An 18,125-nucleotide genomic window follows, 5' to 3' on the forward strand; every position below is an offset into this window, starting at 1 on the left:
TGATTGAAGGGGCGTTCGCCTGCCGTCGGACGGATCCGGCTCATCGACGTTTCGCCGGTTCACGACTCGGCCTTGCGGTGCACCCTCGCCACCCAGTCCGCCGGCTTGCCGATCTCGGCCTTGGTCGGAAGTGTGTTCGGGGAGGTCCATACCCGGTTGAAGCCGTCCATGCCGACCTGGTCGACGACGGCCCGCACGAAGCGCTCGCCGTCCCGGTACTGCTTGAGCTTGGCGTCGAGGCCGAGGAGCCGGCGCAGCGCGATGTCGAGCCGGGAGGCGCCCTTGGCGCGGCGCTGCTGGAACTTCTCACGGATCTCGGCGACGGTCGAGACGACTTCGGGGCCGACGCCGTCCATGACGAAGTCGGCGTGTCCCTCCAGGAGGGACATCACGGCGGTGAGGCGGGCGAGGATCTCGCGCTGGGCGGGCGTCTGCACGAGTTCGACCAGGGAGCGGCCCCCGTCGTCCTCCTCGCCCTCGGGGCGTCCGCCGGCGAGGGACTGGGCGGCTTCGCGGACACGCTCGAGGAACGTCGACGGGTCGACGTCGGTCTCGCCGAGGAACGACTGGATCTCGCCCTCGAGATGGTCGCGCAGCCAGGGCACGGCGGAGAACTGCGTGCGGTGCGTCTCCTCGTGGAGGCACACCCAGAGGCGGAAGTCGTGGGGGTCGACGTCGAGTTCGCGTTCGACATGGACGATGTTCGGCGCGACGAGCAGGAGTCGGCCGCCGCCGACCGCGCCGGCGGGGAGTTCGCGGGTGGCCGGGGCGAAGGTCTCGTACTGGCCGAGGACGCGGGAGGACAGGAAGGAGAGCAGCATGCCGAGTTCGACGCCGGTGACCTTGCCGCCGACGGCTCCGAGGACGGCGCCCCCGGGGCTGCTGCCGCGTCGTTCCTGCATCTTGTCCAGGAGGGGCTTGAGGATCTCCCGGAAGCCCGCGACGTTGGCCCGCACCCAGCCGGGGCGGTCGACGACGAGGATGGGGGTGTCGTGGATCTCCTCGGTGGCCATCCGGGTGAAGCCCCGGACGTGTGCCTCCGAGGCCTTGGCGTGCCGGCGCAGTTCCGCGACGACGGCCCGCGCCTCGTCGCGGCTGACTTCCGGACCCGGCCGCACGAGCCGGGTCGCGGTCGCCACCGCCAGATTCCAGTCGACCATCCCCGCAGATGCAGCACCACCGATGCTCGTCATGCGTCAACCGTACGTGAGCACCGCCGCCGGGGGCAGGCCGCGGGAGGCCGGTCAGGGAGATGTCAGGGTCGGTGCGGGGGGTGCCTCAGGGGTGGTGGGCCGCGGCCGCCGTCAGCGGCAGCCGCAGCCCGCGAGCGCCGTGGCCGCCCTGTCCAGCGCCGCCTGCGCCGCCCCCGCGTCGGTCGTGCCATCGGCCAGGAAGGCGAAGGCGAGGAGCCGTCCGTCCTGGTCGACGACCGTGCCGGCGAGGGCGTTGACGCCGGTCAGGGTGCCCGTCTTGGCGCGGACGAGACCGGCCGCGCCGTCCGCGTACCGGTCGGCGAGGGTGCCGGTGAAGCCGGCGACGGGCAGGCCGGTGAGGACGGGGCGCAGGTCGGGACGGGCCGGGTCGCCTGCCTTCACCAGGAGGGCGGTCAGCAGGTTCGCCGTGATCCGGTCCCGGCGGTCGAGTCCGCTGCCGTCGTTGATGCGGACGCCGGCCGTCGGCAGCCCGAGCTTCGTCAACTGGGCGCGGACCGCGGCGCCGCCGCCCGCGAAGTCGGCGCGGACGCCGGTCGCGAGGGCGGTGTGGCGGGCGAGGGCCTCGGCGATGTCGTTGTCGCTGTTGGTCAGCATCCGCTCGACCAGGACCGACAGCGGCGGCGAGGAGACCGAGGCGAGGCTCTTCGCGCGCGTGGTGGCCTTGGAGGGTCCGGGGGACGTGGTGGTGATGCCGTCGGCCTTCAGGAACGCGGCGAACGTGCGGGTCGCGTCGGCCGCGGGGTCGGGCACGCGCGTGACCGGACCGCTGGTGGAGTGGTCGGGGCGGCCCTCGTCGGCGGACAGGGCGGTGACGCGGGCGAGGTTGCCGTTGGGCCCGATGGGGTGAACTTCGCTGCCCGCGTACAGGGTCGTGTCGTACGACAGCGTCAGGTGGGTGAGGCCGCGTTTCTTCAGGGCGGCGGCGGAGGACGCGGCGAGGGCGCGCAGGTCCGCCCAGCCCGCGCCGTGGTCGTCGCGGGCCGTGAGGGTGGGGTCGCCGCCGCCGACGAGGACGAGCTCCCCGGTGTCGGGTTCGAGCACCGTGCGGGTGGTGAGGCGGTGCTCGCCGCCCATCGCGGAGAGCGCGGCGACCGCGGTGGCGATCTTCGTGGTGGAGGCCGGCGTCAGGCCCGTCCCGGCGCCGGCGCCGTACAGGTGCCGGCCGGTGGCGACGTCCACGACCGCGGCGGCGTGCCGGGTGCCGAGGACCGGGTCGGCCAGGAGGGGGTTCAGGACGCTCGCGACACCGACGCCCGTCGGCAGGGCCTTCGGGGCGGACTTGACGACCTGGGCGCCGCCGCCGAGGCCGACCAGGACGGAGCCGGCGCTGGGGGCGGGGCGGGGTGCTCCGGCCGCGGTGCCGGACGTACGGGACGAATCCGCCGTACGCCCGTGATCTCCGCCACCCGTCCGTTCGAGGGCGCTCACGCGGTCCCGCTCGGCCGTACGCTGACCGGTGGAGTCCCAGGGGCCGGCGACGGTCACCACGCCGGCGGCCAGCGCCAGTCCGACGGTCGCCGCGCCCGCGCCGTACTGCCAGGAACGGGCGTTCGGACCGGTCCCGGTGAGCCGGGCGAGCTGCGGCTTCGCGACCCGTGCGAGCCGCGGTCGCGCGGTCGCCGCCACGCGCGCGAGACGCGGCCGTACGATCCCTGCGGCCCGTGCCAGACGCGGTCGTACGGCGTCCGTGAGCCGCACCACGTGCGGTCTCGCGGCCCGCCAAGGCCTCAGCTCTGGCACGAACACCAGCCCCTTTCGCGATCACACACCTGCGTGAGGGACACTTAACCACCAGAACTATGTGTTGATCATGGAGGAGCCACCGGTGGAGTTCGACGTCACGATCGAGATTCCGAAGGGTTCGCGGAACAAGTACGAGGTGGACCACGAGACCGGTCGGATCCGCCTGGACCGTCGACTCTTCACCTCGACCGCCTACCCGACCGACTACGGCTTCGTCGAGAACACCCTCGGCGAGGACGGTGACCCGCTGGACGCGCTGGTCATCCTGGACGAGCCCACGTTCCCGGGCTGTCTGATCCGCTGCCGCGCGATCGGCATGTTCCGGATGACGGACGAGGCCGGCGGCGACGACAAGCTGCTGTGCGTCCCGTCGACGGACCCGCGCGTGGAGCACCTGCGCGACATCCACCACGTGTCGGAGTTCGACCGCCTGGAGATCCAGCACTTCTTCGAGGTCTACAAGGACCTGGAGCCCGGCAAGTCCGTCGAGGGCGCCGACTGGGTCGGCCGCACCGACGCCGAGGCCGAGATCGAGCGGTCCTACAAGCGTTTCAAGGACCAGGGCGGTCACTGAGGCCCGGGTCGCCTGATGTCGTCGAGAGGGCCGCACGCATGCGCGTGCGGCCCTCTCGGGCGTCTGTGCGCATACTGAGGCCCACGGAAGGTGTCGTTCAGGGAGCGTTGCTGAGTGTCGGAGGCGGAGAACCGCAAACCGCAGTCGGACGAGGCGAGGAGCGCCTTCGATCCCGAGATCACGTCCGAGTTCGCCATGCCGGTGGGGCTCACCGTCCCCAGAACCGGCGGGGAACCCGAGACCACCTCGGAGTTCGCCGTTCCGCGGGGGCTGGACGTGGGTCAGCCGGCCGCCGGGGAGGGCGAGGGATCGGCGTTCAGCGTGCCGAGCACCTACAGCGCCCGGGAGGCGCCGGCCGCCTTCACCCCGCCCTCCGGCGTCCCGATGGTGAGCCTGATCAAGGACCTGCCCTGGCAGGACCGCATGCGCACGATGCTGCGCATGCCGGTCACCGAGCGGCCCGCGCCGGAGCCGGGGCCGAAGACGGAGGAGGGCGGTCCGGCCGTCCCGCGCGTGCTCGACCTGACACTGCGCATCGGCGAACTGCTGCTGGCCGGCGGGGAGGGCGCCGAGGACGTGGAGGCCGCGATGTTCGCGGTCTGCCGCTCCTACGGACTGGACCGCTGCGAGCCCAACGTGACGTTCACCCTGCTGGCCATCTCCTACCAGCCGTCGCTGGTGGAGGACCCGGTGACGGCGTCACGGACGGTGCGCCGCAGGGGAACCGACTACACGCGTCTGGCGGCCGTCTTCCAGCTCGTGGACGACCTGAGCGACGCTGACGCCCACCTCTCCCTGGAGGACGCCTACCGGCGTCTCGCGGAGATCCGCCGCAACCGGCACCCCTACCCGACCTGGGTGCTGACGTCCGCCAGCGGACTGCTCGCGGGCGCGGCCTCGGTGCTGGTCGGCGGTGACGTGGTCGTGTTCGTGGCGGCCCTGCTCGGCGCGATGCTCGGCGACCGGCTGGCGTGGCTGTGCGCGGGGCGCGGGCTGCCGGAGTTCTACCAGTTCCTGGTGGCGGCGATGCCGCCGGCCGCCATCGGCATCGCGTTGACACTGGCGGACGTCGACGTGAAGGCGTCCGCGGTCATCACCGGCGGACTGTTCGCGCTGCTGCCCGGGCGGGCGCTGGTGGCGGGCGTCCAGGACGGCCTGACGGGCTTCTACATCACTGCGGCGGCACGCCTGTTGGAGGTCATGTACTTCTTCGTGGGCATCGTGATCGGCGTGCTGGTGATGCTCTACGTCGGGGTGCAGCTCGGCGCGCATCTCAACCCGGACGTGTCGCTGGGCGTCTCCAAGCGGCCGCTGTGGCAGATCGGGGCGTCCATGCTGCTGTCCCTGACGTTCGCGGTGCTGCTCCAGCAGGAACGCTCCACCGTGCTGGCCGTGACGCTGAACGGCGGCGTGGCCTGGTCGGTGTACGGCGCGATGTACTACGCCGGTGACATCTCGCCGGTGGCCTCCACGGCCGTCGCGGCCGGGGTGGTGGGGCTGTTCGGGCAGTTGCTGTCGCGCTACCGGTTCGCGTCCGCGCTGCCCTACACGACCGCCGCGATCGGGCCGCTGCTGCCCGGATCGGCCACGTACTTCGGGCTGTTGTCGATCGCGCACAACGAGGTGGACGCGGGGCTGGTGTCGATCACCAAGGCCGCGGCACTGGCGATGGCCATCGCCATCGGGGTGAACCTCGGTTCCGAGATCTCGCGGTTGTTCCTGCGGGTGGGTTCCGCCGACAAGCGGCGGGCCGCCAAGAGGACGCGGGGGTTCTGACGCCCCCGCGCCCGCGGCCTAGTACCCCTGGTTGTGGGGGTACTGGCCGTTGTGGCCGGCGCCGTCGTACGGCTGCTGTTGCTGCGGGGGCTGCTGCTGCCACTCCTGGGGGTACTGCTCCTGTTGCGGGTACTGCTGGGGGTGCTGCTGCTGTTGCGGGTACTGGCCGTAGTACCCGTTCTCGTACGTCTGGCCCTGGCCGCTCTGGTGGTGGCCCTGGCCGTTCTGGTGGCCCTGCCCGTTCTGGTGGCCCTGGTGGCCCTGGTGGCCCTGGTGCTCGCGGTGGCCCGGGTCGCCGTACGGCTGGTTCTGGTCGACGCGGCGGAGCTGGGTGGTCGCGTCGTCCATGACCGGGGGCGCGCCGTACGGCTGCTGCTGCGCCTGCCGGCGGGCGGGCTCCTGCGCGGCCGGGGCGTTACGGGCTTCCTTGCGGGCCTTGAGGACCTCGATGGCCACCGGGACCACCGAGATGAGGACGATCAGGACGAGGATCGCCTCCACGTTCTCCTTGATGAGGTCGATCTGGCCGAGGAAGTAGCCGGCGACCGTGACGCCCGTGCCCCACAGGATGCCGCCGATCACGTTGTACGTGATGAACGTGCGGTACTTCATGCGGCCGGCGCCGGCGATGATCGGCGCGAAGGTGCGCACGATGGGGACGAAGCGGGCCAGGACGATCGCCTTGGGGCCGTACCGCTCGATGAACTCGTGGGCCTTCTCCAGGTTCTCCTGCTTGAAGAGCTTGGAGTCGGGCCGGCTGAACAGCTTCGGCCCGAAGAACTTGCCGATCAGATAGCCCACCTGGTCGCCGAGGACGGCCGCGATCACTATCAGGGCGCACACCAGCCACAGCGGCTGGTGGATCCACTTGCCGTCGGCGACCAGCAGACCGGCGGTGAACAGCAGGGAGTCGCCCGGCAGGAAGGCGAACAGGCCCGACTCGGCGAAGACGATGACCAGGATGCCGACCAGGCCGAACGTCGAGATCAGGTAGTCCGGAGTAATCCACTCGGGGCCGAGGGCGAGGGTAGTCACGGGTTCCGGGCTCCTGAGGGGTGAAGGCGGTCGGTGGGCGACCTGGCCGCCCAAAGCTATCAACGCGGCGCCGCGGGACCAGGTTCCCAGGGGCTCCCCCAGGATGCACCGTGCCCCTCCTTGGGCAAACCTGTGAACATGGGCATCGATGATTACGGCGGCGGGCAGGGCCCCGAGCCGGACGTACTGGTCGTCACCACGAACGACGTACCCGGCTTCCGGGTGCAGCAGGTCATCGGCGAGGTCTTCGGGCTCACCGTGCGCTCCCGGCACCTGGGCAGCCAGATCGGCGCGGGCCTGAAGTCGATGATCGGCGGCGAGCTCAAGGGGCTGACGAAGACCCTCGTGGAGACCCGCAACCAGGCCATGGAGCGGCTCGTCGAGCAGGCACGCGCGCGGGGCGCCAACGGCGTGCTGGCGTTCCGCTTCGACGTGACGGAGGCGGCCGACGTGGGCACCGAGGTGTGCGCCTACGGGACGGCGGTGGTCCTGGCCCGGGAGTGACCCCGGGCCGGGACCGACGGCCCTCATGGGCCGACCTTACGAGGCGTGCCGAGCCGCGTTCGCCGCGATCGCCTCCTCGAGGTGCGCGGCGAGCCCCGGGCGCATCGAGTCGTAGTACGCCTTGAAGCGCGCGTCGGCGACGTACGTCTCTCCCAGGCACACGTGCATCTCGTGGGGGCAGTCGTAGTACCAGGCGGTGATGTGCCGCCGGTGTTCCTCGGCCATGTCCATGGCCGCCTCGCCGGCGGGCCGCTCCCCCGCGTCCATCAGGGCGACGTAGCGCTCGCTCCAGTCGTCGACCTCGGCCCGGACGCGTTTCCAGTCCGCCTTGGTGTAACCCGCGGCCCGGCGCTGCGACTCGGCGTAGGCCTCGGTGCCGCCCCAGCGCTGCTCGGCCTCCTCGGCGTACTGCTCGGGGTCCTTGTCGCCGAAGACCTCGAACCGCTCCTCGGGTGTGAGGTTGATGCCCATCCTCTTCGCCTCCATGGCGTGTTCCACGGCCTCGGCCATCTTCTGCAGTTTCTCGATCCGGGCGGTCAGCAGTTCGTGCCGGCGGCGCAGACGTGCGCGCGGGTCGGCCGCCGGGTCGTCGAGCAGGGCCGCGACCTCCTCGAGCGGGAAGCCGAGCTCGCGGTAGAACAGGATCTGCTGCAGCCGGTCGAGGTCGGCGTCGTCGTAGCGCCGGTGTCCCGCGTGGCTGCGCCCGCCGGGGACGAGCAGGCCGATGTCGTCGTAGTGGTGCAGCGTGCGCACCGTGACACCGGCGAATCCGGCGACCTGTCCTACGGAGTAGCTCACTTCGTCCGCTCCCTTCTCGGTACGCGTTCCACGGTGCGCCCTCACGCCGCGTGAGGTGCAAGGCCGTTCCCTCCCCGGCCCCTCCCCGACTGCCACGGCCCGGGTGTCGTGTCCGCTTTGCCCGCTTATCGTGATCGCGTGGCCCAGGACACCGCACAGCAGCCGCCCAGCACCCCGGCGACCCCCGCACGCACCCTGCTGCCGTCGATCCTGCCCGCCCTCGCCATCGGCGTGCTGGCGAGCCTGGTGCTCCTGCTGGTGGAGGGGGCGGCCGACCAGCTCCAGCACGTGCTGTGGCGGAACCTCCCGGACGCGCTGGGCGTGGGCCGGTACTCCGTGCTCTGGATGATGGTCATGCTCACCATGACGGGCGTGCTGGTGGGACTGGTGGTGTGGAAGGCGCCGGGGCACGCCGGTCCCGACCCGGCCACGATGGGGCTGGACGCGCGCGTGCTGCCGCCGGCGGTTCTCCCCGGGCTGCTGGTGGCGACGGCGCTGATGCTGGCCGGCGGACCCAGCCTGGGCCCGGAGAACCCGATCATCGCCGTCAACGTGGCGGTCGTCTTCTGGCTGGGCCACCGGTTCCGGCCGCAGGCGCCGGGCGCGCTGTGGGTGATGCTCGCGGAGGCGGCGACCATCGGCGCGCTCTTCGGCACGCCGGTGGCGGCGGCGCTGCTCATCTCCGAAGCGCTGGCCGGACGGCAGACCAGGGGGCCGTTGTGGGACAGCGTCTTCACCCCGCTGGTCGCCGCCGCGGCCGGCGCGATGACGACCACCCTGGTGGCCGATCCGAGCTTCGACATGCACCTGCCGCCGTTCGGCCAGCCCGGCTGGACCGACCTGTTGGCGGCGACGGTGGTCGCGTCGGCGGGCGCGCTGCTCGGCATGTGCGGCGTCTACGCCTTCCCCTACGTTCACGGCGCCTTCGCGCGGCTGCGGCACCCCATGCTGATCCTCCCGGCCGGCGGGGTCGTGCTGGGCCTGCTGGCGGCCCTGGGCGGCCATCTGACGCTCTTCAAGGGGCTGGACGAGGTCGCGGAGCTCGCGGCCGACCCCGACGGCTGGACGGCCGGCCAGTTCGCCACGATGACGGCGGTGAAGATGGCCGCGCTGGTGGTCGCCGCGACCTCCGGCTTCCGGGGCGGGCGGATCTTCCCGGCCGTGTTCGTGGGCTCCGCCCTCGGTCTCACCGCCCACGCGCTCGTGCCGGGCGTCCATCCCGCGGTGGGCGTGGCCACGGGGGTGCTGGGCGTCCTCCTGGCCATCACCCGGCAGGGCTGGGTGAGCCTTTTCGTCGCCGCCGTCCTGGTCGCCTCACCCTCGATCATCGCCCTGCTCTGCATCGCCTCGCTGCCGGCCTGGCTGCTGGTGACGGGGCGGCCGCAGATGCAGTTGCGCGCGGACGGGACCTCGGTGCGCTGACGCCCCGTCCGCTCCGTCGGCGAGCACCCGGCGCCGCCGTCACGGGAGGAGACCGCGGCGACCGGGTTGCGGCACCGGGCGTCAGCGGCTCATGCGGCTGAACTTCCTTACGGCCAGCGGGAAGAAGACCGCGAGCAGGCCCAGCGGCCAGCCCACGGCCGGCCACACGTGGGCGGGGTCCGCGCCCGCGCCGCCGAACAGGTCGCGCACCGCCGTCGCCGTCCGGGACATCGGGTTCTGTTCGACGGCCGTGCCCAGCCAGTCGGGCATGGACGTGGGCGCGGCGAGAGCGTTGGAGAAAAAGCCGACCGGCCAGACGAGGATCTGCACGGTCTGCACCATCTCCGGCCTCCCCGCCACCAGCGCCAGATGGATGCCGACCCACAGCATCGCGAAGCGGAACAGCAGGAGGAGACCCAGCGCGCCCAGGAAGGAGCCGGGTCCGCCCTGGGGCCGCCAGCCGAGGGCCAGGCCGACGGCGATCAGCACGGCCAGGCTCACGGCCGACTGGAGCATGTCGGCCGCCGAACGGCCCACCAGAACCGCGCCGTCGGCCATCGGCATCGCACGGAAGCGGTCGACGACGCCCTTGTCGAGGTCCTGGGTGACGGCGACCATCGTGCCCTCCAGGCCGAAGGCCATGGTGAGCGCGAGCATGCCGGGCATCAGATAGTCGAGGTAGGCGCCGCCGACCCCGCGACCGCCGCCGATCAGGTAGCCGAACATCAGCAGCAGCATCACCGGGAAGACGAACCCGACGGCCAGCCGGCCCGGCCGGCGTGCCCAGTGGGCGAGTTCACGGCGGGTCATGGTCCAGCAGTCGGTCAGCGCGTACGCGTAGCCGCTCACACGGCCTCCTTCACGGGGTCGCCCGCGCGGTCCACGCGGCCGGTCAGGTGCAGGAAGGCCTCGTCCAGCGTGGGGCGGCGCAGGGCCACGTCCTCCGCCTCGACGCCGGCCTCCTCCAGCGCGCGGACGACGCCGAAGAGGGCGGCCATGCGGTCGGTGACGGGTGCGCTGAGAAGCCGCCGGTCGGGGTCGACGGTGACGTCCTCCTCGGGCAGGGGCAGCAGGGCGACCGCCTCCCCCAGGAGGCCCGCGTCGCGCAGGACGACGTCGATGCGGTCGCCGCCCGTCAGCGCCTTGAGCTCGTCCGCCGTGCCGTCGGCGATGACCCGGCCGCGGTCGACGACGCAGATGCGGTCGGCCAGTTGGTCGGCCTCCTCCAGGTACTGGGTGGTGAGCACCACCGTCGTGCCGCCGCCGACCAGCGAGCGGACGGCGGACCAGACCTCGGCGCGCCCGCGCGGGTCGAGCCCGGTGGTCGGCTCGTCCAGGATGAGCACCTCGGGGTCGGCGCCGTGCCGGCCGCCGATGAGGGAGGCCGCGAGGTCCAGTCGGCGGCGCATGCCTCCGCTGTAGGAGCGGACCGGTTTGCGGCCGACGCCTGCGAGGCCGAAGCGGTCGAGGAGTTCGACGGCGCGCACGCGTGCGTGGCGGGCGCCCAGATGGTGGAGGCGTCCGAACAGCTCCAGGTTCTGCCGGCCGTCCAGTTCCTCGTCGAGGGCGGCGTGCTGGCCGAGCAGGCCGATGCGCCGGCGGACCTCCCGGGCGTCGGCCAGGACGTCGTGTCCGGCCACCTCGACACGTCCGGCGTCCGGTCGCAGCAGCGTGGACAGGATTCTGACCAGGGTCGTCTTGCCCGCGCCGTTCGGTCCGAGCACCCCCTGGACGGTGCCGCGGGCCACCGTGAGGTCGAGCCCGTCCAGGGCCCATGCCTCCCCGTACCTCTTGCGGACGCCGTCGACGGTGATCGCCGTGTCGGCCATGGAAGCCCCCACTTCTCGATTAGTCAAACTTGACTACACCATCGAAGGTAACGCGCCTTCCCGTATTCGTCAAAGTTGATTAGTGCCAGTCCCCGGGATGCCGCTCCCTGGTCGCATACGGGTTCTCCTCGCCCGGCGCGAGCACGCCGACGAACGGCTCGCCCTCACCCGCGAAGGTGTACGCCCCGCCCTCGATCCGCGCGATCAGGCCGCGGGCCCACTCCGCCTCGGCGTCGGCCGTGTGGAGCCAGAGGTTCATGATCTCGCCGATGTGGCCCAGCCGGCCGGGTCCCTCCTCGGGGACGTAGTGCTCGGTGACGGCCGATCGCCACGCCTCGATGCCGCGCACGCGCTCCTCCAGGAGCGAGACGGCCTCCGCCCGCGGGAGGTCGACCACGAAGCCGATGGCGGCGGACTTCACGTCCGTCTTCTGGTCGTAGGAGACCAGCGCCTCGCGCAGCAGCCGGAAGTACTCCTCGACGCCCGCCTCGGTGACCTCGTACTCGGTGCGCGGCGGGCCGCCCGCGGTGGACGGGGCCGTCTCGTGCTCACGCAGCAGGCCCTGCTTCGCCATCTGCTTCAGGGCGTGGTAGATCGAGCCCGGCTTGGCGTTGGACCACTCGTGGGCGCCCCAGTACTCCAGGTCGCTGCGCACCTGGTAGCCGTGGGCCCGCCCGTGCTGGCGCACGGCGCCGAGGACGAGGAGACGGATCGCTGACATGGGCCCAGGTTAGGGCGTGGCCTCCGGGTGCCCAGCGGGGCACCCGGACGGCCTCCGCCCGGTACGGACCCTAGAAGGGGAAGCCGCTGCGACCGTGCTGGACCGAGATCCACTTGGTGGTGGTGAAGGACTCCAGGGTGCTCTCGCCGTTGAGACGGCCGACACCGGAGCTCTTCTCGCCGCCGAACGGGACGATCGGCTCGTCGTGCACGGTGGCGTCGTTGACGTGGAACATGCCGGTCACGACCTGCTTGGCGAAGGCGACGCCGCGCTCGACGTCACGGGTGTGGACGGCGCCGCTCAGGCCGTACGGCGTGTCGTTGGCGATACGGAGGGCCTCCGCCTCGCCGTCGAAGGTGTTGATGAAGGCGACCGGACCGAAGACCTCCTGCTGGAGCAGGGCGGAGTCGAGCGGCAGATCGGCGAGGACGGACGGCTCGACGAGGTTGTCGGTGGTCGCTCCGTGCAGCAGGGCGGTCGCGCCCTCGGCGATCGCCTGCGCGACCGCGCCGGAGACGGCCTCCGCCTGCTGGGAGTTGATGACCGGGCCGATGAGGGTCTGCGGGTCGCGCGGGTCGCCGGCCTTCAGCGTCCGCACCTTGGCGACGAACTTCTCGGTGAACTCGTCGGCGAGCGAACGGTCGACCAGGATGCGGTTGGCCGCCATGCAGACCTGGCCCTGGTGGACGAAACGGCTGAAGACGGCCGCGTCCACCGCGTAGTCCACGTCGGCGTCGTCGAGGACGACGAAGGCGCTGTTGCCGCCGAGTTCGATGACGGACCGCTTGAAGTGCGAGGCGGCGACCGTCGCGACGTGCCGGCCGACCTTGTCGGAGCCGGTGAAGGAGATGACCCGCGGGACCGGGTGCTCCAGGAAGGCGTCGCCGATCTCGGCGATGTCGGTCACCACGACGTTCAGCAGGCCCGGGGGAAGTCCGGCGTCCTCGAACAGCTTGGCGATCACCGTGCCGCCGGATATCGGGGTGTTCTGGTGCGGCTTGAGCACCACGGAGTTGCCGAGGGCCAGCGCGGGGGCGACGGACTTCAGCGACAGCAGGAACGGCACGTTGAAGGGGCTGATCACGGCGACCACGCCGACCGGCTCGCGGTAGACGCGGTTCTCCTTGCCGTCGACCGGCGAGGGCAGGATGCGGCCCTCGGGGCGCAGCGACAGGTGGATCGATTCGCGCAGGAACTCCTTGGCGAGGTGCAGCTCGAAGGCCGCCTTGCCGAGGGTGCCGCCGGCCTCGGCGACGAGGATCTCGCTGATCTCCGCCTCGCGCTCCTCGACCAGCCGCAGCACCTTCTCGAACACCGTGCGGCGGGCGTAGGCGTTGGTTGCGGCCCACTGACGCTGCGCGCGGGCGGCTGCCCGGTAGGCCTCGTCGACCTCGTCGACGGTGGCAATGGTGATCGAGGCGAGCTTCTCACCGTCATAGGGATTGAAGTCGATGATGTCCCAGGAGCCCGTCCCCGGACGCCACTTACCGTCGATGTACTGCTGGGCCAGGTCGGTGAAGTAGGACGACGACATGTGCTCCCTCGATCCCCTGCTGCGAACGGCTGCGACCGATCTGCGTCACGATCTGATCACGCGTCATCGTACGGGTGTTTCAAAGGAGTTGGAGGGAAACCGGGAGCCTCCCGGGGATTCCCCCCGGGGGCCGGGGGTCAGGAGAGCTGGATCAGGCCACGGAGCAGGTCCCGGCTCGCGTCCGGTCCGGGGCTGTCCTGCTGCAGTTCCTTCAGGGCGAGTTCGTACTGGGCGACGTCCTCGCGCTTGTCCAGGTAGAGGGCGCTGGTGAGCTGCTCCAGGTAGACCACGTCCGACAGATCGGACTCGGGGAAGCTCAGGATGGTGAAGGCCCCGGACTCGCCGGCGTGCCCGCCGAAGCTGAACGGCATCACCTGCAACCGGACGTTGGGCCGCTCGGAGACGTCGATCAGATGCTGGAGCTGCCCGCGCATCACCTCACGGTCGCCGTACGGCCGGCGCAGCGCGGCCTCGTCGAGGACGATGTGCAGGTCGGGGGCGTTCTCGGCGACGAGGTACTTCTGGCGTTCCAGACGCAGGGCCACGCGCCGGTCGATGTCGGCGGCGCTCGCGCCCCGCATGCCGCGGCTGACGACGGCGTGCGCGTACGCCTCGGTCTGCAGCAGACCGTGCACGAACTGCACCTCGTACACGCGGATCAGGGCGGCCGCGCCCTCCAGGCCGACGTAGGTGGGGAACCAGTTGGGCAGCACGTCCGAGTAGCTGTGCCACCAGCCGGCCACGTTGGCCTCACGGGCGAGGCCGACGAGCGCGTGACGCTCGGCGTCGTCCGTGATGCCGTACAGCGTCAGCAGGTCTTCCACGTCACGGGTCTTGAAGCTCACCCGGCCCAGTTCCATCCGGCTGATCTTCGACTCCGACGCCCTGATCGAGTATCCCGCCGCCTCGCGCGTGACGCCGCGGGCCTCACGCAGCCGCCGTAGTTGCGAGCCGAGCAGCATCCGCCGCACCACCGATCCGGGCTCTCCCGCGCTCACGTTCGCCAGCCTCCCCAACCGTCCTAGGGGCCGCAGTCTGCCACTAAAACACTTCGAGCAGTACTCGTCCGATTACAGAGATGGAACGAACCCAAAGCATACGCACAGCGCGATGCGAAGGAAGAGTGAGGAGAAAGCAAGAGAAGTGGCGGTGATGGGAGAGAAGTTGGCGGAAAAAATGGCCAAGAAGCGGTACGGGCGGGTCCATTTCGGTCACGTGCACGTGCATCTGCCCTTGCATCCGCAGTGCGCATCAGAAACCATGGTCCCGCGCCACCGCTGCATCGCAACGACCGCGAATCCCGGGAGTGCCTCGCATGGGGACGAATGGATCGACCATGCTCGAGCCGTTACGGCAGGGCCTTCCGCCGCTGGATCCCGCGGCCGTGTCCAACGCCGCCTCCTGCGCGCTGCCCGCCCGCTACGAAGCGGTGCGCGAGGCACGCCGGTTCACCGGGCGAACCCTCGGCCAGTGGGACGTGGGCGACCGGTTCGACGACGTCCGTCTGGTCGTCTCGGAGCTGGTGACCAACGCGCTGAGACACGGTCTGTCCTCCGACGACGTTCCGCACGTGCCGGACCGGCAACACCCTCCCGTGCGCCTGCACCTGATGCGCTGGACCGGGCGGCTGGTCTGCGCGGTGCGCGACCCCAGCCACGACAGTCCCCTGCCGCAGGAGAGCGAGGACTTCTCCGCGGAGTCCGGTCGCGGGCTGTTCCTCGTGGACTCGTTCGCCGACAGCTGGGGCTGGCAGCCGCTCTCCGGCAGCCTGGGCGGCAAGGTGGTCTGGGCGCTGTTCCGGCTGCGCACCCCTGCCGAGTGACATAGCGCGGCCCGCGTCGACGCCCTGGTTCTACGCGCGTTGCGGGGCCGTTTTCCGCCGATATATCCGATGCGGATCTCCGGGCGGGGCCGTCAGCCGCCGATCAGGTGGTCGAACTCGCCGTCCTTGATGCCCAGGAGCATGGCCTCGATCTCCGCGCGCGTGTAGACGAGCGCCGGACCGTCCGGAAAGCGCGAGTTGCGCACCGCGACGTCACCGCCCGGCAGTCGCGCGAACTCCACGCAGGAACCCTGCGAGTTGCTGTGCCGGCTCTTCTGCCAGGCAACCCCGTACAGCTGTGTGGCCGTCATGCCGTTGTACACGTCGTGCCCCCCGTCAACGTGGTGGTCCACAGGTCGCTCCCTGGTGGTGCACTGGCTTGTGTGGCCATTGGTGCCGTTGTCAACTGTCCCGGATCATAACCCCGTTCATATGCAGCCGCATGAGCAGATGCACGTGCACGCGCGGTGCCTGAGTGGTTACAGCTGTGACGCCTGCTTTACCGACGTCGTTCCGTCCGGCCGGGCGTCGGGAGGTGCTCTGGAAAGTCGTCCGGATCGAACCACTTGCGTACGGGGACAGACGCGCGCCGGGGCCTTCGTGTTCCGTCGACGCGGAAACGGCACGGAATCGGATCGCACCGCAAGGAGCCGCGCGACCGCGACGAGGGCCGTCGCGAAGGCGGCGGTTCCGGCGGACGCCCGTCGTCCGCTCGGGCCCGCGGGCGACGGTCCGCGGGGCGGCCGGGCCGTGATCCGACCGGGGCCGGGTCAGGGCCCGACGCCACCCACGCCCCTGTGGTGCCCCGCGGCTCCCCCGTTCCCCGGCGCACGACGACGACGGACGCCGCCCCCGCGTACGACGCGGAGGTCGGCGCGGGGGCGGGGTGGGGTGGCCCGACGCATCAGGGCGGGGTCGGCTCGCCGCCGGGGTACGGCTGCGCCTTGGCGGCCAGAGCGAGTAGACGAACGGGGGAACAGCTGCTCGTACGGGTGTGGGAGGCACAGCACGGAGGACGACGGGCCGTGGCTACGGAAGGTGGCGCGTGCGCGCCGGATCCGGGTGGACGGTATGGGCGTGTACAGGACATGTGCGCGCGTCCGACCCGTGACCCAAGCGGCGCGGGAGGCGCTCGGGGCACGGTTCAGCGTGCGGAGGCGCAGGGAGGGGGAGGTACGTCACCCATGTCCGCGCACTGCATGTCGACCGGCGCCCGGCCCGGCTTCGGCAACCGCGTCTCCCGCTCCCACCGGCGCACGTCGCGCCGCTTCGACCCCAACGTCCAGAGCAAGCGGTACCGGCTGCCGGTCGAGGGCCGGCACGTACGGCTGCGGCTGAGCACGAAGGGGATCAGGACCGTCGACGTGGTCGGCGTCGAGGCGGCCGTGGCCCGCATGCGGGCCCGGGGGTGCGGGTCTGACGGCGGTTGCCGGGCCGCTCCCCCGTCGCGCCCGGGCCACCGCCGGGGCTTGCTGGTAGCTTGCTGCGGTCCTTGAGGTCCAGGTTTTTTCGGTCCTAGCTCGGGAGCTTGCAGTGACTTCGGCGATCTTCTCGCGGGGTGCGTCCCGCCGTCCGGTGCGGGCCGCGGCGGTGGCCGCCGCGCTGGCGGGCGCGCTCGCCCTGACCGCGTGCAGCGGCGACGGGGGGTCCGACGACGGCTCCGCGACCACCCCGGCGACGGCGGACGGCAGCGGTCCGAGCGGCGCAGCCGCCTCGCCGTCCGACTCCGTCTCCGCCTCGGACGAGCTGGAGGGCAGCTGGCTGGCCACGACCGACGGCAAGGCCGTCGCCCTGATCATCACCGGGAAGCAGGCCGCCCTGTTCGTGACCGGCGGGAGCGTGTGCAGCGGGACCGCCGGCAAGGAGGCGGGCATGCGGATGATCCACCTGACGTGCACGGTCGGGAAGGACGACCGGGCGACCGGCATGGTCGATTCCGTCGACGCGAAGGCCCTCGAGGTCACCTGGACGGGCGCGGCCGGCAAGGAGACGTTCACCAGGGCGGAGGGCGGCCAGTGGCCGTCGGGTCTGCCCACGGCCGGGATCGGATAGCTTCAGGGCTCCCCCGGACGGACGGGCCCGCCCGCGCCCTCTCCCCGGCCGGTCGGCGGCCCGCGTTTCACGGCGACCCGCCGGCGGCTCGGCCCACGGCGGTCCGTCGGCGGCTTGCCCTTCACGGCGGTCCGTGTGTCAGCGCGACGCCTGTGCCCGCGTGCTCTCGTCGCGGGTCGGAGCCGGGGTGGCGGCGCCTTCGTCCGCCCCCTCTCGAGCCTCCGCCGCGGCGTCGGCTTTCGTGTGCAGCACCGCGCGGGCCTGCTCCGCCGCCCGGATGGTGCTCTCGCTGACGAAGTCCAGGAAGCGGGCGATGTTCTCCAGGCGGGCGGCGGCCGGGGTGGCGGGGCCGAGGATCCCGACGCCCTGCCGCGCGATGTCGATCACCTGGGTGAGAGCCCGGGCGCTGGCCAGCATCGACTGGTACCAGACGTCGTCGTCGACCACGTAGCGCTCGCGGCGGCGTTCGTCGCGCTCCCGGCGGACGAAGGCCTGCTCCTCGAGGTACGTGATCGCCTTGGAGACGGACGCGGGGCTGACCTGGAGGCGCCGCACGAGATCGGACGCGGTGAGGCTGCCCGTGTCGGTGAGGGTGAGGCAGGCCATGACCCTGGACATCATCTTCGGCATGCCCGAGGCCATGAGGACGGTGGTGAACGCCTCCTCGTACTCGCGCACGGCCTCGTCGTCGCGACCGTGGGCCTGCGGGAACGTGTCCGGCCCGCGGGGCGCGGTCTGCCTGCGGCGATGGGCACGGCGCTCGGTCGCCCGATGCGCCAGGTCGGCACGGTAGGCGGTGGGGCCGCCGTTGCGCATCACCTCGCGCGTGATCGTCGAGGTGGGACGGTCCAGACGTCTGGCGATCTCCGCGTAGGCGAGGCCGTCGGCCAGCCCCGACGCGATCTGCTGACGTTCCTGCTGGGTGAGCCTGCCTCCCGGCATCGCGGCCTCCTTCGTGCGCCTTGATGCCGCCAGTTTAGCGTTCATCGACATACATTGCAACGAACGGGAGTCGTCGCGTTGCATTGCCTTTCAATCCATTGCAACAGTTATGCGCCTACCACCTGCATGAATAGCAATTTCGCGCAACGAGCTTGTTGC

General features: G+C 71.5%; 17 protein-coding genes and 1 pseudogene. 7 read left to right on the plus strand and 11 right to left on the minus strand.

Annotated elements, in window-relative coordinates; genetic code table 11:
• Positions 1–59: 59 nt before the first annotated feature.
• Both C6376_RS07105 and dacB read right to left on the minus strand, forming a co-directional pair.
• Positions 60–1,193: a zinc-dependent metalloprotease gene (locus C6376_RS07105; RefSeq protein ID WP_107442639.1), complete on the minus strand. Its 1,134-nt coding sequence runs from the start codon at positions 1,191–1,193 to the stop codon at positions 60–62.
• Positions 1,194–1,304: 111 nt separating this feature from the next.
• A complete protein-coding gene (dacB, locus tag C6376_RS07110; RefSeq protein WP_254075856.1) occupies positions 1,305–2,960 on the minus strand; it encodes a D-alanyl-D-alanine carboxypeptidase/D-alanyl-D-alanine-endopeptidase in 1,656 nt (551 codons plus the stop codon).
• Between the two features lie 79 nt (positions 2,961–3,039).
• On the opposite strand from dacB, the gene C6376_RS07115 reads away from it, so the two are divergent.
• The gene (locus tag C6376_RS07115) at positions 3,040–3,531 is read left to right on the plus strand and encodes an inorganic diphosphatase (RefSeq protein WP_007452023.1); all 492 of its coding nucleotides are present in this window, start codon (positions 3,040–3,042) and stop codon (positions 3,529–3,531) included.
• 114 nt (positions 3,532–3,645) lie between these two features.
• Positions 3,646–5,307, plus strand: coding sequence for a threonine/serine exporter ThrE family protein (locus tag C6376_RS07120; RefSeq protein WP_107442641.1), 1,662 nt, complete (start codon positions 3,646–3,648; stop codon positions 5,305–5,307).
• Between the two features lie 18 nt (positions 5,308–5,325).
• Here the strand turns inward: C6376_RS07120 and C6376_RS07125 are convergent, their stop codons facing one another.
• Complete coding sequence (locus C6376_RS07125; RefSeq protein WP_107442642.1) at positions 5,326–6,342, minus strand: DedA family protein; 1,017 nt, start codon at positions 6,340–6,342, stop codon at positions 5,326–5,328.
• A gap of 138 nt (positions 6,343–6,480) precedes the next feature.
• On the opposite strand from C6376_RS07125, the gene C6376_RS07130 reads away from it, so the two are divergent.
• Positions 6,481–6,846 carry a YbjQ family protein gene (locus C6376_RS07130; protein WP_107448815.1) on the plus strand — a complete coding sequence of 122 codons (366 nt, stop codon included), beginning with the start codon at positions 6,481–6,483 and terminating at the stop codon, positions 6,844–6,846.
• A 36-nt stretch (positions 6,847–6,882) separates the two neighbouring features.
• On the opposite strand, the gene C6376_RS07135 is transcribed toward C6376_RS07130, so the two are convergent.
• Positions 6,883–7,644, minus strand: a complete 762-nt coding sequence (locus C6376_RS07135) for a MerR family transcriptional regulator (RefSeq protein ID WP_107442643.1) — start codon at positions 7,642–7,644, stop codon at positions 6,883–6,885.
• A gap of 138 nt (positions 7,645–7,782) precedes the next feature.
• On the opposite strand from C6376_RS07135, the gene C6376_RS07140 reads away from it, so the two are divergent.
• Positions 7,783–9,066 carry an ion channel protein gene (locus C6376_RS07140; RefSeq protein WP_107442644.1) on the plus strand — a complete coding sequence of 428 codons (1,284 nt, stop codon included), beginning with the start codon at positions 7,783–7,785 and terminating at the stop codon, positions 9,064–9,066.
• A gap of 81 nt (positions 9,067–9,147) precedes the next feature.
• Here the strand turns inward: C6376_RS07140 and C6376_RS07145 are convergent, their stop codons facing one another.
• From C6376_RS07145 to C6376_RS07165, 5 genes are all read right to left on the minus strand, one after another.
• Positions 9,148–9,876, minus strand: a complete 729-nt coding sequence (locus tag C6376_RS07145) for an ABC transporter permease (RefSeq protein WP_107448816.1) — start codon at positions 9,874–9,876, stop codon at positions 9,148–9,150.
• Between the two features lie 35 nt (positions 9,877–9,911).
• Positions 9,912–10,895 (minus strand): ATP-binding cassette domain-containing protein, encoded by a 984-nt coding sequence (locus C6376_RS07150; protein WP_107442645.1) that lies wholly within the window; start codon positions 10,893–10,895, stop codon positions 9,912–9,914.
• 79 nt (positions 10,896–10,974) lie between these two features.
• Positions 10,975–11,616, minus strand: coding sequence for a PadR family transcriptional regulator (locus C6376_RS07155; protein WP_107442646.1), 642 nt, complete (start codon positions 11,614–11,616; stop codon positions 10,975–10,977).
• Between the two features lie 70 nt (positions 11,617–11,686).
• Complete coding sequence (locus C6376_RS07160) at positions 11,687–13,150, minus strand: aldehyde dehydrogenase family protein (RefSeq protein ID WP_107442647.1); 1,464 nt, start codon at positions 13,148–13,150, stop codon at positions 11,687–11,689.
• 137 nt (positions 13,151–13,287) lie between these two features.
• Positions 13,288–14,112: a helix-turn-helix transcriptional regulator gene (locus C6376_RS07165; RefSeq protein WP_107448817.1), complete on the minus strand. Its 825-nt coding sequence runs from the start codon at positions 14,110–14,112 to the stop codon at positions 13,288–13,290.
• Between the two features lie 353 nt (positions 14,113–14,465).
• Between C6376_RS07165 and C6376_RS07170 the strand changes: the two genes are divergently transcribed.
• The gene (locus tag C6376_RS07170; RefSeq protein ID WP_173985594.1) at positions 14,466–14,972 is read left to right on the plus strand and encodes an ATP-binding protein; all 507 of its coding nucleotides are present in this window, start codon (positions 14,466–14,468) and stop codon (positions 14,970–14,972) included.
• A gap of 92 nt (positions 14,973–15,064) precedes the next feature.
• Here the strand turns inward: C6376_RS07170 and C6376_RS07175 are convergent, their stop codons facing one another.
• A complete protein-coding gene (locus C6376_RS07175) occupies positions 15,065–15,283 on the minus strand; it encodes a DUF397 domain-containing protein (protein ID WP_107448818.1) in 219 nt (72 codons plus the stop codon).
• Between the two features lie 873 nt (positions 15,284–16,156).
• On the opposite strand from C6376_RS07175, the pseudogene rpmB reads away from it, so the two are divergent.
• Positions 16,157–16,381, plus strand: a pseudogene (rpmB, locus tag C6376_RS07180) (50S ribosomal protein L28); the annotation flags it as partial.
• Positions 16,382–16,505: 124 nt separating this feature from the next.
• Complete coding sequence (locus C6376_RS07185) at positions 16,506–17,024, plus strand: hypothetical protein (RefSeq protein WP_173985595.1); 519 nt, start codon at positions 16,506–16,508, stop codon at positions 17,022–17,024.
• Positions 17,025–17,162: 138 nt separating this feature from the next.
• Here C6376_RS07185 and C6376_RS07190 read toward each other — a convergent pair whose 3' ends face one another.
• Positions 17,163–17,966, minus strand: coding sequence for a helix-turn-helix domain-containing protein (locus C6376_RS07190; RefSeq protein WP_107442650.1), 804 nt, complete (start codon positions 17,964–17,966; stop codon positions 17,163–17,165).
• Between the last annotated feature and the right edge of the window lie 159 nt (positions 17,967–18,125).

Origin of the sequence: Streptomyces sp. P3 (assembly GCF_003032475.1) — a bacterium.
GTDB lineage: Bacteria > Actinomycetota > Actinomycetes > Streptomycetales > Streptomycetaceae > Streptomyces.

Bases quoted from the DNA above. Each gene is read 5' to 3' on its own strand.
- C6376_RS07160 (WP_107442647.1), bottom strand. From the start codon at position 13,150: ATGTCGTCGTCCTACTTCACCGACCTGGCCCAGCAGTACATCGACGGT.
- C6376_RS07170 (WP_173985594.1), top strand. From the start codon at position 14,466: ATGGGGACGAATGGATCGACCATGCTCGAGCCGTTACGGCAGGGCCTT.
- C6376_RS07175 (WP_107448818.1), bottom strand. From the start codon at position 15,283: ATGACGGCCACACAGCTGTACGGGGTTGCCTGGCAGAAGAGCCGGCAC.
- C6376_RS07155 (WP_107442646.1), bottom strand. From the start codon at position 11,616: ATGTCAGCGATCCGTCTCCTCGTCCTCGGCGCCGTGCGCCAGCACGGG.
- C6376_RS07145 (WP_107448816.1), bottom strand. From the start codon at position 9,876: ATGACCCGCCGTGAACTCGCCCACTGGGCACGCCGGCCGGGCCGGCTG.
- C6376_RS07190 (WP_107442650.1), bottom strand. From the start codon at position 17,966: ATGCCGGGAGGCAGGCTCACCCAGCAGGAACGTCAGCAGATCGCGTCG.
- C6376_RS07105 (WP_107442639.1), bottom strand. From the start codon at position 1,193: ATGACGAGCATCGGTGGTGCTGCATCTGCGGGGATGGTCGACTGGAAT.
- C6376_RS07130 (WP_107448815.1), top strand. From the start codon at position 6,481: ATGGGCATCGATGATTACGGCGGCGGGCAGGGCCCCGAGCCGGACGTA.
- C6376_RS07150 (WP_107442645.1), bottom strand. From the start codon at position 10,895: ATGGCCGACACGGCGATCACCGTCGACGGCGTCCGCAAGAGGTACGGG.
- C6376_RS07165 (WP_107448817.1), bottom strand. From the start codon at position 14,112: ATGCTGCTCGGCTCGCAACTACGGCGGCTGCGTGAGGCCCGCGGCGTC.